This is a genomic window from Caulobacter sp. ALps2 (assembly GCF_058681635.1).
In genome coordinates this window covers 3,720,018-3,740,818 of record NZ_CM178743.1, presented here as the reverse complement: position 1 = coordinate 3,740,818, position 20,801 = coordinate 3,720,018, and the positions used below count along the sequence as shown (strand labels likewise).

Annotated in this window: 14 protein-coding genes; 12 read left to right on the top strand and 2 right to left on the bottom strand. The window is 69.8% G+C overall.

What is annotated here, in order from left to right:
* Nucleotides 1-186: 186 nt before the first annotated feature.
* The 12 genes from ACW173_RS17835 to ACW173_RS17780 all read left to right on the top strand — a co-directional run bounded on the left by ACW173_RS17835 (nucleotide 187) and on the right by ACW173_RS17780 (nucleotide 16,886).
* Nucleotides 187-534 carry a c-type cytochrome gene (locus tag ACW173_RS17835; RefSeq protein WP_492081427.1) on the top strand — a complete coding sequence of 116 codons (348 nt, stop codon included), beginning with the start codon at nucleotides 187-189 and terminating at the stop codon, nucleotides 532-534.
* Nucleotides 524-1,480 carry a cytochrome c oxidase subunit II gene (gene coxB / locus ACW173_RS17830; protein WP_492081426.1) on the top strand — a complete coding sequence of 319 codons (957 nt, stop codon included), beginning with the start codon at nucleotides 524-526 and terminating at the stop codon, nucleotides 1,478-1,480. The genes ACW173_RS17835 and coxB overlap by 11 nt, the downstream gene beginning before the upstream one ends.
* Nucleotides 1,477-4,014, top strand: coding sequence for a cbb3-type cytochrome c oxidase subunit I (locus ACW173_RS17825; protein ID WP_492081425.1), 2,538 nt, complete (start codon nucleotides 1,477-1,479; stop codon nucleotides 4,012-4,014). Before coxB ends, ACW173_RS17825 begins: the two co-directional genes overlap by 4 nt.
* Nucleotides 4,015-4,114: 100 nt before the next feature.
* Nucleotides 4,115-4,729 carry a hypothetical protein gene (locus ACW173_RS17820; protein WP_492081424.1) on the top strand — a complete coding sequence of 205 codons (615 nt, stop codon included), beginning with the start codon at nucleotides 4,115-4,117 and terminating at the stop codon, nucleotides 4,727-4,729.
* Nucleotides 4,726-6,252, top strand: coding sequence for a hypothetical protein (locus ACW173_RS17815; RefSeq protein ID WP_492081423.1), 1,527 nt, complete (start codon nucleotides 4,726-4,728; stop codon nucleotides 6,250-6,252). The genes ACW173_RS17820 and ACW173_RS17815 overlap by 4 nt, the downstream gene beginning before the upstream one ends.
* On the top strand, nucleotides 6,249-7,799 hold the full coding sequence (locus tag ACW173_RS17810) for a hypothetical protein (RefSeq protein ID WP_492081422.1): 1,551 nt from the start codon (nucleotides 6,249-6,251) through the stop codon (nucleotides 7,797-7,799). The genes ACW173_RS17815 and ACW173_RS17810 overlap by 4 nt, the downstream gene beginning before the upstream one ends.
* Nucleotides 7,796-8,350 (top strand): hypothetical protein, encoded by a 555-nt coding sequence (locus ACW173_RS17805; protein ID WP_492081421.1) that lies wholly within the window; start codon nucleotides 7,796-7,798, stop codon nucleotides 8,348-8,350. The genes ACW173_RS17810 and ACW173_RS17805 overlap by 4 nt, the downstream gene beginning before the upstream one ends.
* Nucleotides 8,347-11,076 (top strand): hypothetical protein, encoded by a 2,730-nt coding sequence (locus tag ACW173_RS17800; protein ID WP_492081420.1) that lies wholly within the window; start codon nucleotides 8,347-8,349, stop codon nucleotides 11,074-11,076. The genes ACW173_RS17805 and ACW173_RS17800 overlap by 4 nt, the downstream gene beginning before the upstream one ends.
* Entirely contained in the window at nucleotides 11,073-13,658 is a 2,586-nt protein-coding gene (locus ACW173_RS17795) for a serine/threonine-protein kinase (protein ID WP_492081419.1), read from the top strand. The genes ACW173_RS17800 and ACW173_RS17795 overlap by 4 nt, the downstream gene beginning before the upstream one ends.
* A complete protein-coding gene (locus ACW173_RS17790) occupies nucleotides 13,655-14,041 on the top strand; it encodes a hypothetical protein (protein WP_492081418.1) in 387 nt (128 codons plus the stop codon). Before ACW173_RS17795 ends, ACW173_RS17790 begins: the two co-directional genes overlap by 4 nt.
* Nucleotides 14,038-16,158 carry a protein kinase domain-containing protein gene (locus tag ACW173_RS17785; protein WP_492081417.1) on the top strand — a complete coding sequence of 707 codons (2,121 nt, stop codon included), beginning with the start codon at nucleotides 14,038-14,040 and terminating at the stop codon, nucleotides 16,156-16,158. Before ACW173_RS17790 ends, ACW173_RS17785 begins: the two co-directional genes overlap by 4 nt.
* The gene (locus tag ACW173_RS17780) at nucleotides 16,155-16,886 is read left to right on the top strand and encodes a hypothetical protein (RefSeq protein ID WP_492081416.1); all 732 of its coding nucleotides are present in this window, start codon (nucleotides 16,155-16,157) and stop codon (nucleotides 16,884-16,886) included. Before ACW173_RS17785 ends, ACW173_RS17780 begins: the two co-directional genes overlap by 4 nt.
* Here ACW173_RS17780 and ACW173_RS17775 read toward each other — a convergent pair.
* The gene (locus tag ACW173_RS17775) at nucleotides 16,883-18,709 is read right to left on the bottom strand and encodes an acetyl-CoA hydrolase/transferase C-terminal domain-containing protein (RefSeq protein ID WP_492081415.1); all 1,827 of its coding nucleotides are present in this window, start codon (nucleotides 18,707-18,709) and stop codon (nucleotides 16,883-16,885) included. The two genes, ACW173_RS17780 and ACW173_RS17775, sit on opposite strands and share 4 nt — an antisense overlap.
* A complete protein-coding gene (locus tag ACW173_RS17770; protein ID WP_492081414.1) occupies nucleotides 18,706-20,799 on the bottom strand; it encodes a 3-hydroxyacyl-CoA dehydrogenase NAD-binding domain-containing protein in 2,094 nt (697 codons plus the stop codon). The genes ACW173_RS17775 and ACW173_RS17770 overlap by 4 nt, the downstream gene beginning before the upstream one ends.
* Between the last annotated feature and the right edge of the window lie 2 nt (nucleotides 20,800-20,801).

Below are 20,801 nucleotides of genomic sequence, written 5' to 3'. Positions count from 1 at the left end.
ACTGGCGGGCCGGTCGCAGGCGGCCAGCAAGGTCAGGGCGAGAAGGATTGAAAGGTGGCGCACAGCGGCTTAACCGGCGGCTCCCGACCCGGTTCCTTCGGAACCTTGGCCGCTTGAGAGGGTTGAGCCTCGGGAGCGGTTCCAGGGGACGGCGTGAACAGCGGATCGAAAACGGCGAGTCTCGCGATGATCAGCCTGGCGAGCCTCATGGCCTGCGCCGAGAAGCCAGTCGGCCGCATGATCGCCGGCGCCGATCCGGATCGAGGCCTGGCTCTGATCGAGAGCCACGGCTGCGGGGCTTGTCACCAGATCCCGGGCCTGGAATGGCCGCATGGCAAGGTCGGCGGCCCCTTGGCGGGTTTCGCCGGCCGCGTTCTGATCGCCGGTCGCCATCCCAACCAGCCCGACGTGCTGGTGCGCTGGCTGCGCGATCCGCCCGCCTTGTCGCCGGAAACCGCCATGCCCGCCTCCAACATGACCGAGGCCCAAGCCCGCGATGTCGCGGCCTATCTCTATACGCTCCATGACGACTAAGGCGGCCGCGCACGAAAGCTTCAAGGGTTGGCCGCCGCCGGTGTTGGATCCGGCCGGGCCGTTCGCCGCGCCGCTGAGCACCCTGACCTGGGGCTTGTTGGCCATGTGCGTCTTCGTCATGGTCGTGGTGTTGGCCGCTTTGTCTATCGCCCTGTTCGCGCCCCGCTCGTGGCGACAGCGACTAGGCGGCGAGCGATTGGTGTGGGTCGCGGGCCTGGGCTTCCCTGTGGTGGTCTTGAGCGCTCTGCTGGTCTGGGGCCTGGCCTTGACCAACAAGCTTTCCGAAGCGCCGCGCCCCAGCGACCTGCGCGTCCGGGTGACCGGCGAGATGTGGTGGTGGCGCGTGGCCTACCTGGACGGCGCGGGTCGTGAACTGTTCCAGGACGCCAACGAGATCCATGTGCCGGTCGGCCAGTCCGTGGCCTTGGAGCTTGAGTCCACCGACGTGATCCACAGCTTCTGGGTGCCGCGTCTGGCGGGCAAGCTGGACATGATCCCCGGCCGCCGGAATGTCCTTCGCATCCAGGCCGATAGCCCGGGAACCTACAGCGGCCAGTGCGCCGAATACTGCGGCGGCGCTCACGCCTTTATGGCCTTTGTCGTCGTCGCCCATGCGCCCGAGGATTATGCCCGCTGGCGCGAGCGCGCGGCGCGACCAGCCGTCCCGCAGCAGACTCCCGGCGCGGCGGTGTTCGATACGAGCGGCTGCGGCGCCTGTCATACGATCCGCGGAACTTCGGCCAATGGCGTCGCCGGGCCGGACCTGACCCATGTCGGCGCTCGCCGCACATTGGGCGCCGGCGTTCTGCCCAACAACGCCGGCGCCATGGGCGGCTGGATCGCCAACAGCCAGGCCATCAAGCCCGGCAACCGCATGCCTGCCTATCCAGTACTCAGCGGCCAGGATCTGCGGGCCGTCTCGACCTATCTGGAGAGTCTCAAATGACCCCCCCGCCGGAGGGGCCTTCGGAGACCGGCTTCGATCGAGCGATCTATGACCGCTTCCCCACCAAGGGTCGGCGCCCCAAGGGCGAGGTCGAACAGCTGGAAGAGATCTGGTGCGCCCCCAAGGGCTGGCAGTGGCTCACCGCGATCAACAACAACTTCATCGGCGTCTACTACGTGGGCGCCGCCATGCTGTTCTTCGTGCTGGCGGGGGTGCTGGCGCTCCTGATGCGGACCCAGCTGGCCCTGCCGTTGAACGGGGTGCTGGCGCAGGAGACCTACAACCAGATCTTCACCATGCACGGCACGACTATGATGTTCCTGTTCGCCGTGCCGGCGGTCGAGGCGCTGGGCGTGTTGCTGCTACCTCAGATGCTCGGCGCGCGCGACCTGCCCTTCCCGCGCCTGTCGGCCTACGCCTTCTGGGCCTACCTGATCGGCGGGCTGGCGTTCTTCTGTTCGCTGTTCTTCGGCCTGGCGCCCAATGGCGGCTGGTTCATGTATCCGCCCCTGACCTCGACGACCTATTCGCCGGGGATCAACGCCGACTTCTGGCTGCTGGGGATCGGCTTCATCGAGATCTCGGCCATCGCCGGGGCCATCGAGATCATCGTCGGAGTGTTGAAGACCCGCGCGCCGGGCATGACCCTGGACAAGCTGCCGATCTTCGCCTGGGCCATGCTGGTCTTCGCCGGCATGATCATCATCGCCTTCCCGTCGGTGATCCTGGCCACCACCTTGCTGGAGCTTGAGCGGGCGCTGAACTGGCCGTTCTTCGACGCCACACGCGGCGGAGACCCGCTGCTGTGGCAGCACCTCTTCTGGTTCTTCGGTCATCCGGAGGTCTACATCATCTTCCTGCCCGCGGCGGGGGCCATGTCGACTCTGATCCCGGCGGTGGCCAGGACGCCGCTGGTCGGGCACTGGCTGGTGGTGCTGGCCTTCCTGGCCACGGGCTTCATCAGCTTCGGCGTCTGGGCCCATCACATGTTCACGACCGGCTTGCCGGAGGCTTCGGTCGGCGTGTTCTCGGCCGCTTCCATGGCCGTCAGCCTGCCCGCTGGCGTGCAGGTCTTCTCCTGGATCGCCACCGTGGCGTCCGGAAAGATGCGCTTCAACACGCCGGGCCTGTTCGTGCTGGGCTCGCTGCTGATCTTCGTGATGGGCGGGTTGACCGGCGTGATGGCGGCCATGGTGCCGTTCGACTGGCAGGCCCACGACACCTATTTCATCGTCGCCCACCTGCACTACGTGCTGATCGGCGGCATGGTCTTTCCGCTGTTCGCGGCGATCTACTACTGGACGCCCATGGTTTCCAGCCGGCCGCTCAGCGAACGCCTGGGCCGCTGGACGTTCGGCCTGATGTTCGTCGGCATGCACCTGGCCTTCCTGCCCATGCACCTGTCGGGCCTGATGGGCATGCCGAGGCGGGTCTGGACCTACGCTCCCGGCCGCGACTTGGAAATCCCGAACATGATCTCCAGCGTCGGGGCCTTCGTGTTCGCGGTGGGGGTGCTGGTATGGTTCGTCGACATGGTCCGCAACTTCCGACCGTTCGGATCCGACTCCGGCAATGTCTATGACGGTCCCGGCCTGGAGTGGCTGCCGGCCGAGCTCTATTCGACGCGCAGCATCCCCATCGTTACCTCGCTCTATCCGCTGTGGGACCAGAAGAACTTGGCCCGCGACGTCGAGGCCGGCCGCTACTTCCTGCCTAACGCGCCGACCGGTGGGCGCGAGACTCTGGTCACCAGCCCGATCGAGGCCGAGCCGCAGCACCTGCTGCCCATGCCCAAGCCGTCCGGCTGGCATGTCTGGGCGGCGGTGTTCACGGCGGGCTTCTTCCTGCTGCTGACGGTGCAGGCCTATGCCGCCTCGGCGGTCAGCGGGGTGCTAGCGACCTACTGCGTGATCCGCTGGTGCTGGTTCCTCGACCATCCCTTGCCGCGGAAGGAAGTCGACGTCGGGGCGGGGCTGATGCTCCGGACCTACGCCAGCGGCCCGTCCAGCACCGGCTGGTGGGCGATGATCATCACCCTGGTGGTCGCCGGCATGGTGCTGGCGATGAACGTCTTCTCATACGTCTTCCTGTGGAGCCGCTCGGAGGCTCCGTGGAACGCGCCCGCAGGACCCGAAACCCTGGTCGTCGCGGCGATGAACCTGGCGGCCATCCTCTGCGCCTGGCTGGCCAGCCGCGCCCTGGCCAAGACCCCTCGCCTCACTGTTCTCCTGACTGTCGCCGCCGGAGCGCTGGGGGCCGCCGCTTGGGCCCTGGACCTGAGGATTTGGCGTGGAACGGGCCTCTCTCCGGACCTCAGCGCCCAAGGCGCGATCGTCTATTCGCTCTTGGCCTGGCAAGGCTTTTTCGTCGCCGTCGGCGCGATCATGGCCGTCTATGTCGTGCTGCGCTGGATGTTTGGCTACGTCGGCTCCGATCGTCCGGCCACCGTGCAATTGGTCGGGCTGTTCCACGCCTATGTGGCGGCCCAGGGGCTGGTCACGCTGGGCCTGCCGCGCCTGTTCGCGACAGTTTGACCGCGGCTTAAGGCCAAGCTCGTTCAGGTGCGCTTCATGTTGGAATGCGGATGCTGGCTCCGGCGCAGGCGGCGTGTGCTCTGACGACAAGGACCAAGCGATGGCGGACGGCCATTTCCAAGACGTCGAACTTCTACGGCGCGAACTGGCGGTCCTGATCCTCGAATGGGCAGGCAAGGCCGTGAAGGACGATCCCGACGGGCCGATGTCGACCGCCCTGACGCGCGCGGTCAGCGACGCCGCCCGCAGCGCCGTCATCGAACAACATCAGGTCCTGGCCGCCGACGCCGCCGATCGGATCGCCGAGGCGCTGGAACGTCGCGGCAAGGCCAGCGGCCTCCTACCGGCTTGGAGCGTCGCCCTCATGGCGCTGGCCGCCGCGGCGCTGCTCGGCGTCGGTTTCCTGCTCGGCCTGCGGGGAGGCAAGACCGAGGACGCCTTGCCGCCTCCGCCCGCCTCGGCCAGCAGCGCGCCGATCGCGCCGATCGCCCCATCCGTCGACGAACCGGCATCGTCCGCGCGCTCCACCGCATCTCAACCGCCTCCTGCCCGCGCCCAGCGCGCCCAGCCCTCCGCCGCCAAACCCGCATCACGTTCAGCGCCGCGCGAGCTGGGCCGCCCTGCTCCGGCCAATGAAGAAGCCGCATCGCGTTCGACCCAGCCGGTGGGCGCCACGCCGACGCCTGCCACTCCCACCGGGCCGACGACGCCATGACCGTCTCGGTCCCCACCGCCGTGATCGGTCCTAAGGCGCAGGGCCGGAACTACGGCCTGCGCCGCTACGCCGGACCGCGCCTGAGCTCTGAGAGCCAGGCGCGCTTGGCCGACTTCGCCCTGTCCCTTGCCGGATGGGCCATGCTGCGCCGCCGTCGTTTCGTGGCCATGCTGCCGCTGGCCGCCGACGGCGCTTCGTTCGCCGTGGCCAGGGCCCGCCACCTGGGCGAGGGCGAGCTCGGCCCCGTGGCTGTAGCCCATCTGCTGATCGTCGACGCCGCCCTGATCGAGGCACTGGGCTGGGCTTCGCCTCGCCTGCTGCGCCTGCTGCCCGAGCCGGAGGACGCCGCCTTCGGTCTGGAGCCCCTCACGGTCTCGCCCAGCAGCCTGGCCAAACCCGCGGCTCGCCCGATAGTCGCGGCGCGCGTGGGCTGGGCCGACCTGGCCATCGACGTTGGCGACGAGGATCCCGAAGCGACGTTGTGCGCCCTGGTCGAGGGCGTCGAACCACCATCCCAAAGGGCGCGCCTCACGGGTTGGGCCAGCACCAGCCTGATGACGCCAGCCGGCGATCTCGACCCGGCGCGCACCTTCAGGCTGGTCACCCACGCCGCGAGTGAAAGCCCCGCGGCTTTCCAGGCCACACACGAACTTGTGTCGCTCAAGGCCACCGCCGAGCCCTCTCTGGCCTGGAAAGCCTGGCTGAAGCTTGCCGCGATCGCCGAGCGTGAACCGGCCGCGGCCGCCCTGCGCTCGGCGCAATGGTCACAGGACAAGGCGCGCCTGCCCGCCGACGACGTGATGTTCGAGGAGATCGCCTCGGCTTGCGCCAACCTTGCTCCGCCGGCGATGGTCGCGCTGCTGCGGGCGGTTATGCACCATGCCGACGGCTCCGATGCGGTCAGCGCGGCCTTGCGCGATGGCGTGTCTGAGACGTTCGACGCCCTGATCGCCGTAGCTGACGCGGAGGGCGCCGCCTTCTACGTGCGTGGCCTGGTCGACGGAGCAGAGCCAATCGCCCTGCCTGGCCTTGCCGAGGCGATAGCAAGACCCGCTGTCGCGGCGTGGTTGGGAGACATCGCCCACCGTCTGGATCTGGCCGAGGTGGTCGGCCTATGGGCTGCTCGTCTCGCGGACGCCCCCGCCTTCGCCGAGACGCTCACGGCCGCCGATCCCGCTTTTCTGGACGCGGCGCTCGACGTCGCCCTCTCCCGTCTCGACGACGAAGACGTCCGACGGCTCGCCGGAGCCTTGGTGCGCCTGCGGTGCCTGCGCCCGGCCATGGAAGGTTCTCGGCTTCGCGCGGCGCTGGAGGCCCTGCTCGCCAAGCCGCCGGCGGGCGTCGACGCCGCCTTGGCCGATCCGGCGGTGCTGGCGGCCGCCCAGACCTTCGCGCCCGAACTGGCGGCCGCCCTGGCGACCCGTTCCATTCCGGCTGGCCTGCGCCAGGCCCGACATCCGGCCGACTTCACCCGCGCCGCCTGGGCCTTGGTCGCCGCCGCGAAGGCGGAGAGGACGGCGTGATGATCTACTGCGAGATCTGCACCAACACCTTCTCAGGCGAAGACTTCGCCGACTGCCCGCACTGCGCCCTGGCCGAGGGCCGCGCAGCGACGCCGGCGGTCCGCGCCCTCGACACCCCGGCGCCCGGGGTGACCATGAGCGAAGTCATTGACACCCTTCGCCGGATGACTCCTGAAACGCCGTCCACTGCGCCACAGGCGCCGGAAGGCTTGAACGAAAGCTTGCGCGCGCTGGTCGAACAGAAGGTCGACCAAGCCGCCGCCGCTGCATCGGAGGCGCCGACCTTCGCCCCCGCCCTGACCGACGCCGAGCCTGCCGCCGAGGGGCCGATCCTGGGCCAGACGAACCGCGAACTGGACGTCGAGACTCTGCGCCGCATCCGCGAGTCCGGCGTGTTCACCGTGGTGCTGCTGGGCTTCCCGACCGCCGGCAAGACGTGGTTCCTCAACCGGCTGAAGTACGAGCTGCAGGAGGGCGACGCCTATGCCTGCTATCCGCGCCGCGCGCCGCCTGGTGATGTCGAAAACACCGTGCAGTTCACGGCCCATCGGTTCCGCAAGGGCGCCCAGGACTTCTACGTCATCGACATTCCGGGCGAACGTTTCCTGCGCGCCGTTGAGGGCTCGTTTCTCGGCGAGTCCAACACTCTGATGCGGCACGTCATCTATACCGGCCAGGCTTTCCTGACCCTGCTGCCGGCCGACGAGACCCTGCTGGCCGAGCGCGCCCACGATGTCCTGTGGCGTCGCGCGGCCGCTGGCGAGCGAGCGCCGGTGGATCTCGCCAACCTGCCGCCCGCCCAGACGCTGATCGACCGGGTCGACGCTCTCAAGCGCCTGATCCTCCAGACCCGCAAAGCCGCGGAAGCGGGTGACGGCAAGGCCCGGACCAAGCTCAAGACCCTGGTTCGCGAGCGCAAGCAGATGCTGGAGGGCGGCGTTGAACAGGCGCTGCATCGCCTGGCCGCCAAGCACGAGGAGCTGGGCGAATATATCAGCGGCGTCGGCCTGATGGCCCAACTGATGGTGGTGATGGAAGAGCGCGGCGGTCCCGACCTCGACCCTTCGATCGACGCCTATGCCGTGTTCGATCGCAGCCGCGAGGCTGAGCGCAAGAAGCCGAGCAAGCCGATGTTCATCGTCCTCTCGAAGAGTGATGACCTCACCCATCGGTCGGACGCCGTGCAGTTGCCGATCCGCAGGCTGTTGCAGGGTCACCCGCAGGCGGCCCACCTGCTGCGTGTCCTGCGCCGCGAACCGCGTAAGGCCGACGCCTTCGCGACCCTCAACGCCCTGAGACCCGGGGTCGCCCGCCAGATCGACGAGTGGTTCGCCCTGGCCAGCTTTCAGTTCGCCACCGCCTTCGAGGGCGTGGCGCGCGGGTCGACGACAATCAACTATCGGCTGGGCCATGTCGGGGTCACCGAGCTGATCCGCGCCCTGCTGCGCCTCAAGGACCACACCGAGAAGAAACGTGCCTGGGACGTCTCGGGGCTCTTCCGGCGGCGCTCGCCCACCGAGACCTCACAGACGGAGTCAGCGCCGTGAGTCGACGTGGCGGCGTATGGCCGCTGATCGCCAGCGGACTTCTGACGTTGGTGGCCGGGGTATGGATCATCTGGGCCTTCGGTCTAACGCCCAGCCTTGGAACGTCGACGGTCGGCGCTGCGCCGACTCGTGGCGGCGGGCCCTGGATAGAGCGCCTGGGCCTATCGCAACTCGAACCCTGGTCGTCCCCGACACCGGCCTTCGCCGAGCGCCTCGCCGCACTCGGCGACACCCCGCGGGGCGCGGCGCTGAGACGTGACGTCTGCCAGGGGATCGGCATGGACGGCGATCCCGCGTTCCGCGAGGTGCGGCGGGCTCTGGCGCGCAACGACGGCGCCCTTTGTCCGGCGCCCATCGAGCATGTCGCCGCGGCCTCGCCCGTGATCGTGGCCCTCGGCCCCCGCCTGGGCTGGCCGGCCCTCCTGGTCGTGTCGGCCATGGTCCTAAGCCTCGCCCTCTGGAGGCTGCGAGCCCTGAAGCGGGCGCACGATCACTGGCGGTTTCTGGGTCGATCCACCTTCGGGACAACGCGGAGGGCGGGCAGCGGATGAGTGGCGTCCTGCTGGGTGTGATCTGCCTGGCGCTCGGTCTAGCGTTCTGGCGTGTGGCGAGCGACGGCGCGTCGACGCGGCGCAAACCTTCGCCTCGGCGCGTCGCGGCCCTGGCCGTCGGCGTCACGGCGCCGGCTATCCTGGTCGTAGGGTGTTTGGCGATCGCGGCTGTTCAGGGTCGCGGGGGCGAACTTCGCCTGTCGCTGCTGCGGCTGACCGCCGAGGTTCGGCAATTTCCCCTGCGGATCGGCGGCGACGCCAACCGCGACGATCTCGTCACGCCGCGCCTGCCCGCTAGCTTCGCCACGATCGAGCCGGACCTTTCCAGCGGCGGTGACGCGCCGCCGCTCGCCCTTGTGATCGCCGGTTCCGACCAAGCGCCGCCGCAGACCGTGATCGGGATGCGTCAGGGGCGAGAGCTGACCTGGCCTACCGCCTTGGCCTTCGCCGAGGGCGACGCCGTCTGTGTCCAGGCGCCGTGCGAGCGCGACGGCGCGGCTTGGGCGGTCCTGCGCGGGCGCAGTCTGGTTCCAGCGGATTGGCGCGACGGTGAGGTCTTGGTCCGCCCAAACGCCGTCGCCGGCCCGCCCATGCCAGAGCGCAAGACCCTCTTGGCGTTCGGCGGCGTCAGCGACTGGACTCCCCTCCAGGCGATCCATCCCCTGCGTGACTTTTTTCCGCGCCCGGGCGGCGCCGATGTCAGCGGCGTTCTGGCCGACTGTGAGCGCTGGCTTTGCGCCGGCAAGGGTGCGGCCCTCACGCCAGTCCGCGGCTTCCTGTTCCAGCGAGGCGGCTTTGGCGGCTCGGCCTGGTCGATCATCCTCGCCGACCCCGGCGCACGCATCGCCCGGAGCGGCCGAGTGGTTCCATACACTTCGCCCGTCGCCATATCGTTGGGCGCGGGGATCAGGGCGGAGATCTTCGAACCACGTTTCGTCGATGGAGTCCTCGATGGACCCGACGCGCGCCGGGGTCGCCTGCAGTTGCGGCGCAGCCTGATCCTGGCCGAGCGCGACGGCCGGGCCGAGATCAGCTTCGCCACCCCGCCAACCGAGATCGTCGGCCGCTGCGAGCGCGGCGCGCCAGCCCGGCGGCTTGGACTGGAGGCTACCGTCGTCGGCGGCCTGACGGCCGACGCCCTCCGCACGGCGCCGGAGACACCCCGGGGACCGGCCTGCACCGGTTTCACCCACGCCAGGCTGGACGCGCCGGCCGCCGGCCCCGCCCTGCGCATCGCGCATCTGGCCTTGGACAGGCTCGCGACGCCCTGGCCGATGGCGCTGATCGTGCTGGCCTGGACCGCCAGCTTGCTGCTGGTATGCCTTGACCTCTTCCATCGGCGCCCCGCCCTGTGGACGATCGTCAGTCTATTGCAGCTGCTGCTGTCCCTGCGATTGCTGATCGGCCTCGCCGCCGCCCAAGCAGACCCGGCCCTGGACTGGCGCGAGATCCTCGGCGACGCCGCTGTCGCTTATGTCGCCGTTCCGGCCGCCCTGTTGGCCTGGGCGCGAGCCGGCGAAACACGCAAGCCCGGCGACCTGACCCTGGACCTCGCCCCGCCCTTGGCGGCGGTTACCGTCTTGGCCTGGACCCATCGCCTGAGCGTCCTGGCGTTTCTGCTGCTCGCCGCCTGGAGCGCCGCCGTACTGTGGCGCGCCGTCCCCTCGCTCGCCGATCGCTGGCGGCGTGTCATCGGCGAACCGAGATCGCCATGGCTGTCCGGCATGCTGCTGCTGGTCGTCGTCCTGGTGGTCCGCCTCGCGTTCGGGGCCGTCGGCTGGAAGGAACGCATCGATCTTGGCGTCACCGTGCTGGCGATCAGTGTCGTCTACACGCCCCTGATCTTGGTCGGCTTTGGCCGCCTCCTGGCCGCCAGCGAAGCTCGGCCCGAAGGATGGGGGCGCCCAATCGTCTTCTGGATTCTGCTGGCCCTGGCGACCTTCGTCGCGCCATTCACCGTGCGCGACAGCGGCTACGCCCTGATGTTCCTGCCGATCGCCGGGGTCGCCGCGGGTCTCGCCTTGCGTCGGCGGGCAGCGCGTCTGCCCTGGATCGCGCCGGCGGTCTTGGCCATGTCCGCCTTGCTAGTCCTGCCGATCTCGGGCGCGGCCGGCGTGGCGAGCACCGATCGCCTGGGACAAACCGCCCAGATGCATCGTGGCCTCAACGACGAGCAGGCGCTGGCGACGCTCGACCGCCAGGCCAAGGCCAGCCAGAATCTGCTACGGCTCTACCTGATCGCCGCCCCCGAAGCCCTGGGGGCCGACGCCTCGACCGAGGCCGAGGCCCTCAAGATCTGGTCGGCGCAGCTCTCGGACTACACCGGCTCGCTGTTCGGTCGCGGCTACCTGTCGTCGGCCAATCTCACCGCGCTCAAGCCGGTGCAGGCCACCGACAACCTCACGGCCGTCCACCTGATGTCGCCGTTCGGACGCCTTGCGACCGGCCTTTTCCTGGCCTTGCTGGCCGGCGCGTCTATCGCCGTCTGGTCCCTGACGCGCTCGGCGCCGCTCGACACGCGACGCGCCACCGGCCTTCTCGCTCTGTGGTGCCTGTTCGGCGCGGCGACCTACATGACCCTGGCCAATCTGCAGTTGGTTCCGTTCACCGGCCGGAACGCCTACCTCCTCGCCCCGACCTCCGGCGGCGACCTGCTGGAGGGCGCGATCCTGGTGGCCCTGGCCGTCTGGGGCCTAGCCGAGCGCTCTCCTGAGTCGAAGCGATGAGCCGTCGTCCCAAGCGCCTCGCCGGCTGGACCCGGGCCATAAGTATCGCAGCGCCCCTGGCCGCCGTCGTCGCCCTGGTCGTCGGCGCACCGGGCCTGCTCGCCGCCCTGGGCAGGCCATCGGGCCAGGGCCTCACCAGCGGCTATGACCGTCTGGTCGACGCCATCGCCCAGCGACAGTGGCTATCGGTGCGCTACGACGCCAATGGCGAACCGCGGATCGCCTTGCGTGAAGGGCCGGTCGGCGGCGATCCGCGCCTGCGCGCCTTCGTCAACGCCTCCTACCTGCGCGGCGACCTACAAGATCCGGCGGTCTGGCGGCTCAGCGACGACGGCCAGTGGGTCGAGGGCATCGATCCTTTCGCCCATCACATCGACCGCCCGTTCTCGGGCGGCGGCGCCTGGAGCGGGCAAATCCTGTTCCGAGGCGGCCCCGCGCCCGGACTGCGCTTGCAGCCGTTGGGCGATCCTCCGCCGGCGCCCATCGCGCTTGAGCCGCAGGGCGCGCCCGCCGCCACTTGCGACATCCTGATGCCGACGCGGCGCGTCGGTGCATCTGGGTCGCGCCGCGCCCTCTCCATTTGCCTGAAGGACGGCGACCAGCCGCCGCACGCCGTCGGTTCGGTGATCCTGGTCGGCGACCGTGCCGTCGTCCGCGTGCAGACGCCTTCGATCCTAGAGATCCGCGTCGGCGGCCGAGACGTGCGTCCCAGCGCCGACGGCGAAGTCACCCTGACGCCGCTGGCCCTGGGCGACACGCTGACCCTGCGGACTGGCCAGTCGGTGATGCGCCTGCGCCTCGAGGGCGGCGGCGCTGACATCGCCCACAGCGCGCCCTCGGGGGCTCGCGTCTACTTCCCCGCGCTGCAGCCTCTTGCCCAGCCGCTCGAACGCGTCATGGCCAATCGACCGCCCAAGCCGCTGCGCCTATCGCTGGACGCGCGTCTGCAACAGGCCGCGCAGGACGCCCTGAACGCCGGCGCCGCCACCGTGCGGTCCAGCGGACCGCCAGGCGCCAAGCCCGACCCCGACGACGCCTTCAAGGCCGCGGTGACGGTGATGGACACCACCAGAGGCCAGGTGCTGGCCGTGGCCTCCTGGCCCCTGGTCGAGACCGACCTGACGCCCGCCCAGCGTCGCACGCGTCGAGGCCAGAACCTGGTCGCCCAGAACCACAATTTCGAGCGCCTGCCTGTCGGCTCCATGGCCAAGGGGCCGTTCTCCCTGGCGATCCTCGACGCCGACCCGGCCCTGGCCAGCCTGAAGATGCAAGGCGGTGGCACGGGCCGCGTCCGCACCGTGCTGGGCATGGACCTGGGCAAGGGCGGGTTCGACAATCACGGCCTGGGGATGACCGATTTCCCGGCCTTCCTCGAGCACTCCAACAACCGCTACGCCCTGGCGCTGATGATGCTGGCCTATCGTGATCCGGCCGCCCCGTCGGGGCCGCCACGCGCCCAGCCGCCGCCGGTCGAGGCCTGGTCGCTGGACGGCCACGGCCGCACCGACACGCCGCCCCTGCCCGTCTTCGGCGAGGCCGCCGCGCCGGGTCCGTTCGGATGGGCGCTGCAACCGCCGCCCGGACGCGGCCCGGCCTGGCCCGATCGCCTGGCCAGGCTGTTCGAGGTCGACGCTGGCCAGGGTGGCGGCTGCCGGTACGACGTCGACGTCTGGCGCGGCCTGACCGGGGCGACGCCGCGCTGCGCCTCGCCCCTGGCCAGCGCCTCGCCGGAGCGCGAGCGCCTGGGCTTCGACGCCGTCGCCTCGTTCCGCAACGACTATCTGATGGCCGTGCTTGGCGGCAGCCGTTCGACCTGGAGCGCCATCAAGATGGCCGAGGTCTATTCGCGGATCGCCACCGGTCGCCAGGTGCGAGCCCGGTTCACCCCCACCGCCGGCCCCGAGGCCGCCGACCTGCCGATGCGCAGCCCGCAAGTCCGCGCGTCCGTGCTCGACGGGCTCTCGCGGGTTGTGAAAACCGGCACCGCCGCCTGGCTCGGCCGCGAGTTCGCCGGCATGGGCTACAGCCCGGACGTTGTCCTGTACGGAAAGACCGGCACCATGAAGGTGGCTGGCGAGGCGCCGAGCGAGCCGGGCGTGGCCCTACTGCGGCAACTGGCCCGCAGCGACTGTGGCCTGCGCTGGGACGCGGCGGCCGGTGTGCTGAAATTCGGCTTCGTCGCCCCGCGCAACCAGGCCGAGGCGACGCGGCAGATCCTGGATCTCAAGGAGATCCGTTGCCGAGTCCGCGTTGCTGGCCGTCGTGATCTGGCCCAGCAGGCGGCGGCGGAGATGCAGCGCTACGCCTGCTTCTATCGGAACTGCCAGCCGGCCGATTTCACGCCGGAGCCGGACGGCCGCGTCCTGGGGCTCCCGATGCGCGCGATCGAGCCGCCACTGCTCGACGGCCATGCCATCGCCGTCGTCGCCCTGCGCCAGGTCGATGGCAAGCCCGTGCGGGGCCTGACCATCGTGGTCAATCTGCAGGACAAGCGCCAGGCCGAGACCCCGGCCCTGGCCGTCGCTGCAGCCATACTGCGCTCCCCCGGCGCCCATGCCTGGATCGCCGGAGGCGGGATGTGAAGCTTTCGCCCTTCACCCTTGCCGCCGCCGGGCTGTGGCTCGCCGCCATCGGGCTCGGCGCGTGGTCAGCCCGGCCGTCGCCCACGCCCAGCGTCGAGACCGAGACTCCGCGTTGGCTGGCCGTCAAGGTGGCCGCCGGCAGCCCCGCCGCCCGCGACTGGCCGCATTTCTTCGCCTGCTCGGGCCTTGCCGCCGACCCGGCTTTGATGCGCGCCACCCTTGGCCTGAACGGCGGCGGCGGGGAAAGCGTTTGGCGTCGGGACGGTTCGGACACGCCGATCCGCGTCGCCCTCGCGCCCATCGAGACCCCGTTGGCGCCCGAGGCCGACCTGATCATCGAGGCCGCGACCCGGTCCGCCGCCGATTGCGGAGACACGCCATGACGTCCCTCCAGGCCGAGACGCCGCTCCGCCTGAAAGTTGACGGTTTCAGCAAGCCCCTGCGCCTGCGGCAACTGCGTCGCGACGGGGCCCTGGAGACGTTCGCCGTCGAGGGCTACGCGCTGGAGGCCGTGCGCTTCGCCCCGGCCGGTGGGCGACTGGCGACGATGCCGGAGGCGGTCGAAGCCTACGCGACGGCGCTGGACGCGTTCGAGAGCCTCGGGCGACGGCTACAAGCGGCGCAACCGCGCGCGGCCATACCCGTGGAGGCGGTCGCCCGGGCGGCGAGCGGATGCTTCTGGCTGCAGGCGCCAGGCGGCCGGACCCTGGAAGTCTGGCTGGCCGAGCATCCCGGCCCCGTGGCCGAACCCATCGTTGCCGCGTTCGCTCGCCGCCTGGCCGAGGCGTTGGAAGACCTGCACACAACCGGCATCGTCCATGGCGATCTCTCGCCCAAGGCCGTGCTGATCGAGGGCGGCGCGGTGCGCCTGACCGGCTTCATGGTCGATCGCCGTCCGTTCTTCCGGTTGCTGCGCGGCCAGGAGGGCCTAGTCGAACCTGGCTACGCCCCGCCGGAAGCCCATGACGGCGCCCTGCGTCATCCCATCGGCCCGGCGGCGGATCTCTATGCCGCCAGCGCCCTGCTCCACCGCCTGCTGACAGGCCGCGCACCGCCGGCCGCCACCGCCCGCGTGGCCGGTGACACGGCCTGGCCCGGCGGCGTCGCCTTATCCGCCAGCTTGCGTGACGGGATCGAGGCCGGCCTCGCCCCGGCCGCACCGGCGCGGCCGGCCAGCGCGACCGCCTGGCTGGCCGGGCTTGATCTCGGGCCCGAGCCCGAGGAGACGCCTTGGTTCGACGGGTTAGGGAAGACCCTTCCCGTACCCCCGCCGCCGGAGCCGCCGCCGGAAGTCGACACGCTCCACGTTCCGCCGTTGCCGATGGCCGAACCCGGTCCTGTCGAGTTCGCGACCACGGAGACGCCGCTGACGCTGACGCGCGAGGCCCCGGCCCGCCGACGGTTCGGCCTCTGGGCGGGCGGGATCGGCCTCGCCGTCCTCGCAGTCGCCGCGCTCGCCGTGGTCGCGCCCAAGCTTGGTCCGTGGCTACGCTCCCCGTCGCGCGCCGATGCGCTCCAAGCGGTGGTCCCGGTCGCGCCAGCTGGCTGCCAATGGCTCTCGGTCGCCGGCGCCTGGCGCCTGCGTTGTCAGGACGCACCAGCCCAGGGCCTGCGCTTGCCCGAGCGGTTCGACGCTGAGACGACGGCGCGCGCCATGGCCGGTGAGCCGGCGGCCATGGAGCGCCTGGGCGCGTTCTATCGCTTGCGGGCTAGCGAGACCGCCAATCCTGATCGCGGAACCTACGCCTATCAGGCGCTGGACTGGCTGCAACGCGCCGCCGCGAACCCCACCGACGGTCGTCCCGATACGGCGCGGGCCCGCGACGATGCGGCCCTGGCGCTCGGCCAGATGCTGGCTCGTGGCGAAGGCGGACGCGCCCCGGATCCAACCACGGCCGAGACCCGGCTTCGTCAGGCCGCGGCCGGCAGTCGCGCCGACGCCGTGCTCGCCCTGGGTCAATTGCTGGAAACACAGGCCAGCGACGATCCCGATCGGCTGGCCGAAGCGCGCGGTCTCTACGCCCGAGTGGCCCAGTTGGGCGACGGCTCGGCGCTACAACGCGAAGCCGAGAAGGGTCTTACCCGCATCGACGCCGCAACGAAGCCTCCGCCCGTCGAGGTCGAGGCGCCGCCCAAACCTCCTGTCGAGGAACGCGTCGAAAAGCCGGTCGAGAAAAAGCCCGCGCCGAAACCCGCTCCCGTCACCAAGCCCGCTCCCGCGCCGATGCCTGTCGCGATCAGGCCCAAGCCACCAGTCGCCAGGCCCGAGCCGCCGAAGCCAACGCCTAGGCCAGCTCTCCGCACCTGGACGACCTCGACCTTCATCAAGGTCGATCCGACCACGAACTTCTATCCCTCGCTGGAGCTGGCCGGCCGGGCCGCCTGCGACAGCGAAGGCGGCGAGACCCTCTCGGTCCGCGCCGGCGACACCAACTGCCCCAACGGCGTCAACTACTGCCAGGTGCGCGCCGTCGCTACCTGCCAAGGAGCCAGACCATGATCCGAGCGACGCGATCCTTCTTGGCGACCGCCGTCGCCGTGCTCCTGGCGGGCGCGACCCAGGTCCAGGCCCAGACCGCCTTCCGGGGCGATTGCGACCAGGCGCGGACGTTCGCCCAGTCGCTGGCCTTCAAGGCCTCGTACCGGGGGGTGCAGCGGATGACCCCGCAAGCCGCCGATCCGTGCGGACGGGACGTGGTCGCGGTCTACGATCTGAAGCGGCGTAACGAAGCCAACGCCAACTACGACCTGCTCGGCCGCTACTACTACCTATGGCCGGACAACGCCTCGTGCCGCGAGGAAGTGCACGATCGGCTGAGCGGCATCGCGCGTATCACCCAGGAGGTGCGGGCCAGCGGCCTGCTCTGTGAGGTTCAGTTGCGCCTCGACTTCGATGTGGCCAATGACGAGAAGTATGGCCCAAACCGCTTCTCCAAGCTCGTCACCCTGGTCGGCGCCGACACCTCGCGCTTCGCCGCCACCGCGGCGGGCGAAACGGGCGCGACGGTCTTCTACGAAGCCCCGGCCCACGCCGCCGACCGCGCCGCCGGTCCCGCCGACGAAAACAGCGACGTCGTCACCGACCGCAGCCGACCGCCCGCCCCCGCCGTCACCCGGCCCTACACGCCGGACCGGCGACAGTTCTTCGATCGTCGCTTCGGTCGCTTCTACTACTATGACCCGGTGCGCGACGCCTATTTCTGGGAAGACGGCGAACCCCGTGACTAGCCTCGCAGAGCCCCGCGCACGGCCAGACTGGTCAGCCATGCCGCCATATCGCGCGGTCGGGCTAATCCTAGCCGCTCCAAGGCCCGATCGTCGGCGGGCTCGCGCTTGAGACCACGCAGGATGAGACCCGCCAGTCGCCCCGGCTCGGCCTGGGCCGCCCTCAGATGTCCCAAGGTCGGCAGGAGGCTTTCCTCCAATGGATCGAAGTCGGAGCCGAACGGCAGCAGCGGCGCCAGGCCCGCCTTGCGCGCGGGGGCCAGCGCCTCGGACACCCGTTCGGGCGTATTGCCGCGAAACGCCTGCGGCACGGCGTAACCGCGCTCAACCTTGCCTGCCGCCTTGGCCTTGTCCAGCAGCTCGGGCTGGAAGCGGCTGTCGGATACGTTCAGCAGACTGACGATAACATCCCGATCGGTACGGCCGCGCAGGTCCGCGACGCCGTATTCGGTGACGACGATGTCGCGCAGGTGGCGCGGAATGGTGCCGTGACCATAGGACCACAGGATGTTCGACGAGGCCTTGCGGCCCTCGCCGCGCACCGCGTCCAGCGTTATCACCGACCGCGCGCCGTCCAGGGCGAAGGCCTGCGCCACGAAATTGTACTGCCCGCCTACCCCGCTGACGACGCGGCCGTCCTCCAGACCGTCGGAGACCACCGCGCCCAGCATCGTGACCATCATGGCGGTGTTGATGAAGCGCGCATCGACGCGCGCGGCCCGCCTGGCGGCCTCGTCGCCGTAGAGCTCGTTGATCGCCGAGATGGCCTGCATCTGGAACTTGGCGCGGTCCGCCGCCGGCATCTCGCGCAGCGCGGTGTAGAAGGCGCGCGGGCCCAGGAAGAAACCGCCGTGCAGCACCGCGCCGTCGACCTCACGCTTGAGGACTCCTGCCCTCCAGAGGTCTAGCAGGCAGTCGACGAACATCTCGGTGGCGGCGTAGAGCCCGGTCTCGAACCGCTCGCTATGCGGCGGCGCCACCGCGTTCGGCGACAGGCGCTTGACGGTGTCGCGGAAACCTTCCGGGTTCTGATGTCGGACGATCAAACCCTGGGCCACGGCATCGCTGATCGAGCCGATGCCCATCTGGATCGTGCCGCCGTCGGGGATCAGGCCCGCGGCATGGAAGCCGATCGCATACTGGGTGTCGGAGATCGGCTCCTTGGGCGGCGCGAACAGCGGAAACTGTACGCCCGGTCCGTCCAGGAGATGACTGAACGTCGCGGCCTGCAGGTCGCCGTCGCCAGGCATGAACGGCAGGGCGTCATTGACCTGGCCCACGAGCAGGAAGTCCGCCTTGCCCGCCTTGCGCGCGGTCAGCAGGTCCAGGGTGATGTCGGTATTGCACGACAGGCTGTAGCGGTCGCCTTCGCGCGCCACCAGCTGGCCCAGGACGTTGACGCCACGCTCCAGCAGATAGCCCGCCGCGTGAGTGTAGTTGGCCGAGATGTAGCTGCGTTGGGCGCTCGGAACGGAGAGCCGCGTTCCGGCCTGGAAGAAGAACTCGTCGACCTGGATGTTGTCGGGCAACGCGTCGCGGCGCTGGATCTCGGCATAGGCCAGGGCCGGATAGCCGCCCAGGGTGCGCTCGATGACCGGCCCCAGGAAGGCCGCCTCCAGCGCCGAGCTGGGCTTGGGCGGCTCCAGGGTCAGCGCCGTGAAGATGTGCAGGTGGACTGACGGGTCGGCCATGGCCCTGGCGAACAGAGCGTTGGCAAAGTGGTTGGCCTTGCCAAGGCCGAGGGGCAGGCCCAGCACGATACGGCGGCCGACCTTATCGATGATCGCGTCGGCCAACCGTTCTGGATCGGTAAAGCGCTCCGTCATGCCTCCAGCTTGGACCAGCCTTCCGCTGGCCGAAAGCGCTCGCCGTACTTACGGGAGAGGTCTTCAAGCCGGGCCTTCACCTCGGCCACGCCGCGTTGACGGGCATAATGCAACGGTCCGCCCCGAAAAGGCGCGAAACCAGCCCCAAAGATCATCGCCGCGTCGATGACGTCGGGATCGTCCGAGACGCTGTCGCCCAGCAGGGCCGCGCAGGTATTGACCAGCGGCAGGATCAGGCGGTCGGCCATATCGGGATCAGGCTCGGCGGTGTTGGGCGCTTTCTGGGCGTGGCCGCCCTTCCAGACGTAGAGTCCCTCGCCCGTCTTTTTGCCAAGTTTCTTCTGCTCGACCTTGTCGCGCAGCCATTGCGGGGCGTCGGGCATGTCCCACTTGAGTTCGCGCTTGAGCATGTCGGCCACGGCCAGGCAGATGTCCAAGCCCACTTGGTCGGCCAGTTCGATCGGCCCCATCGGCATGCCGAACCGCTCGGCCGCCTTGTCGACCGTCTCCTTGGCCACGCCTTCGTCCAGCATGACCATGGCTTCGATCAGGTATGGGGTTAGGGCGCGGTTGACGATGAAGCCCGGCGCGCTCCTGGCTGGGGCGGGCAGACGTTCTATCGCGCCGACGTAGGCGCGAGCGGCCTTTTCGACCTCGGCGTCCAAGCCGTCGTGTCGCACAACCTCGACCAGCTGCATCCTCGAGACCGGATTGAAGAAGTGCAAGCCGACCAGCCGTTCGGGCCGCCGCAGTCCCTCGCGCAGGGTTTCCAAAGGGATCGACGAGGTGTTTGTGGCCAGGATCGCGCTCGGCTTCATCAGCGGCTCGAGCTTGGCGTAGAGGGCCTGCTTCAGCTCGACCTTTTCGGGCGCGGCCTCGATGACGAGATCGGCCGAGCGCGCGCCCTCGCCTTTCAGGTCGGGAACCAGGCGGTCCAGAGCGTCACGGACCTTCAGGTGATCGTCATGAGCGATCTTGCCGTAGAGCTCGCTCGCCCGCTTGATCGCTCCACCGATCGGCTCGGCCTTTACGTCGGTCAGGGTGACGGTCAGGCCGCTCCAGGCGCACCAGGCGGCGATGTCGCCGCCCATGGCCCCGGCGCCGATCACGTGAACGCGTTTGATGTCGCCGCCCTCGCCCGCCAGGCCCTTCAGCGTCTCGCCCAGGAAGAAGACCCGGATCAGGTTTTGAGCCGACTCCGACACCATCAATCGGGCGAAAGAGCCAATCTCGGCCGCCTTCATCGCCTCGAAGTCACCCCCGTGGCGCTCCCAGAGCTCGATCAGTGCGCCCGGCGCGGGATAGTGCTCGGGCGGCGCCTGCTTCTTGGCCTCGTCGCGCATGCGGACAGCGGCCAGGCGGCGGGCCGGACCACTGTCCTTGATCCTGTCGATCAGGCTCTGGCCGTCGGCGTGCAGGTCGCCGCGCACCGTCGCCCTGATCGCCGCATGCAGATGGCGCTCGGGAATGACCGCGTCAACCAAGCCAAGGGCCTTGGCCTTTTTGGCGGTGATGCTCTTGCCCGTCAGCATGAAACTCATCGCCTGCAATGGGTCGATCAGCCGCGTGAATCGCGCCGTTCCGCCCAGGCCCGGATGCAGGCCCAACCGCACCTCCGGAAAGCCGAACTTGGCGCCGTCGATAGCGATGCGGATCTTACAGGCCAGCGCCACCTCCAGCCCGCCGCCCAGGGCGTAGCCATGGACTACCGCGATCGTCGGATAGGGCTGGCTCTCCAGCCGGTCAGCGATGGCGTGGGCGCGAGCCATGCGCTGCTCGACCTCGCCGACGTCGGTCGCGCCGCTGAACTGGCTCACATCGGCGCCAGCGATAAAGCCCGACAGCTTGGCCGAGCGGATCACGAGACCCGTCGGGCGATCGGCCTCCAGCAGGTCCAGGATCTGGTCCAACTCGACCAGCACCGCGTCGTCCAAGGTGTTGGCGCTGGCGCCGGCCTTGTCGAGCACCGCCCAAGCGACACCTTCCGAGTCCCGGGCCAACCGCCAGTGCGTCAGGCCGTAGTCGTTCATCGGCGCCGGCCCCAGGTCGAGGTCGCGAGGTTTGAGGAGGGTCAGGGCGCGGTCTTGCATGG

Bases quoted from the DNA above. Each gene is read 5' to 3' on its own strand.
- ACW173_RS17825 (WP_492081425.1), top strand. From the start codon at position 1,477: ATGACCCCCCCGCCGGAGGGGCCTTCGGAGACCGGCTTCGATCGAGCG.
- ACW173_RS17800 (WP_492081420.1), top strand. From the start codon at position 8,347: ATGAGTGGCGTCCTGCTGGGTGTGATCTGCCTGGCGCTCGGTCTAGCG.
- ACW173_RS17770 (WP_492081414.1), bottom strand. From the start codon at position 20,799: ATGCAAGACCGCGCCCTGACCCTCCTCAAACCTCGCGACCTCGACCTG.
- ACW173_RS17780 (WP_492081416.1), top strand. From the start codon at position 16,155: ATGATCCGAGCGACGCGATCCTTCTTGGCGACCGCCGTCGCCGTGCTC.
- ACW173_RS17820 (WP_492081424.1), top strand. From the start codon at position 4,115: ATGGCGGACGGCCATTTCCAAGACGTCGAACTTCTACGGCGCGAACTG.
- ACW173_RS17835 (WP_492081427.1), top strand. From the start codon at position 187: ATGATCAGCCTGGCGAGCCTCATGGCCTGCGCCGAGAAGCCAGTCGGC.
- ACW173_RS17795 (WP_492081419.1), top strand. From the start codon at position 11,073: ATGAGCCGTCGTCCCAAGCGCCTCGCCGGCTGGACCCGGGCCATAAGT.
- ACW173_RS17815 (WP_492081423.1), top strand. From the start codon at position 4,726: ATGACCGTCTCGGTCCCCACCGCCGTGATCGGTCCTAAGGCGCAGGGC.
- coxB (WP_492081426.1), top strand. From the start codon at position 524: ATGACGACTAAGGCGGCCGCGCACGAAAGCTTCAAGGGTTGGCCGCCG.
- ACW173_RS17785 (WP_492081417.1), top strand. From the start codon at position 14,038: ATGACGTCCCTCCAGGCCGAGACGCCGCTCCGCCTGAAAGTTGACGGT.
- ACW173_RS17775 (WP_492081415.1), bottom strand. From the start codon at position 18,709: ATGACGGAGCGCTTTACCGATCCAGAACGGTTGGCCGACGCGATCATC.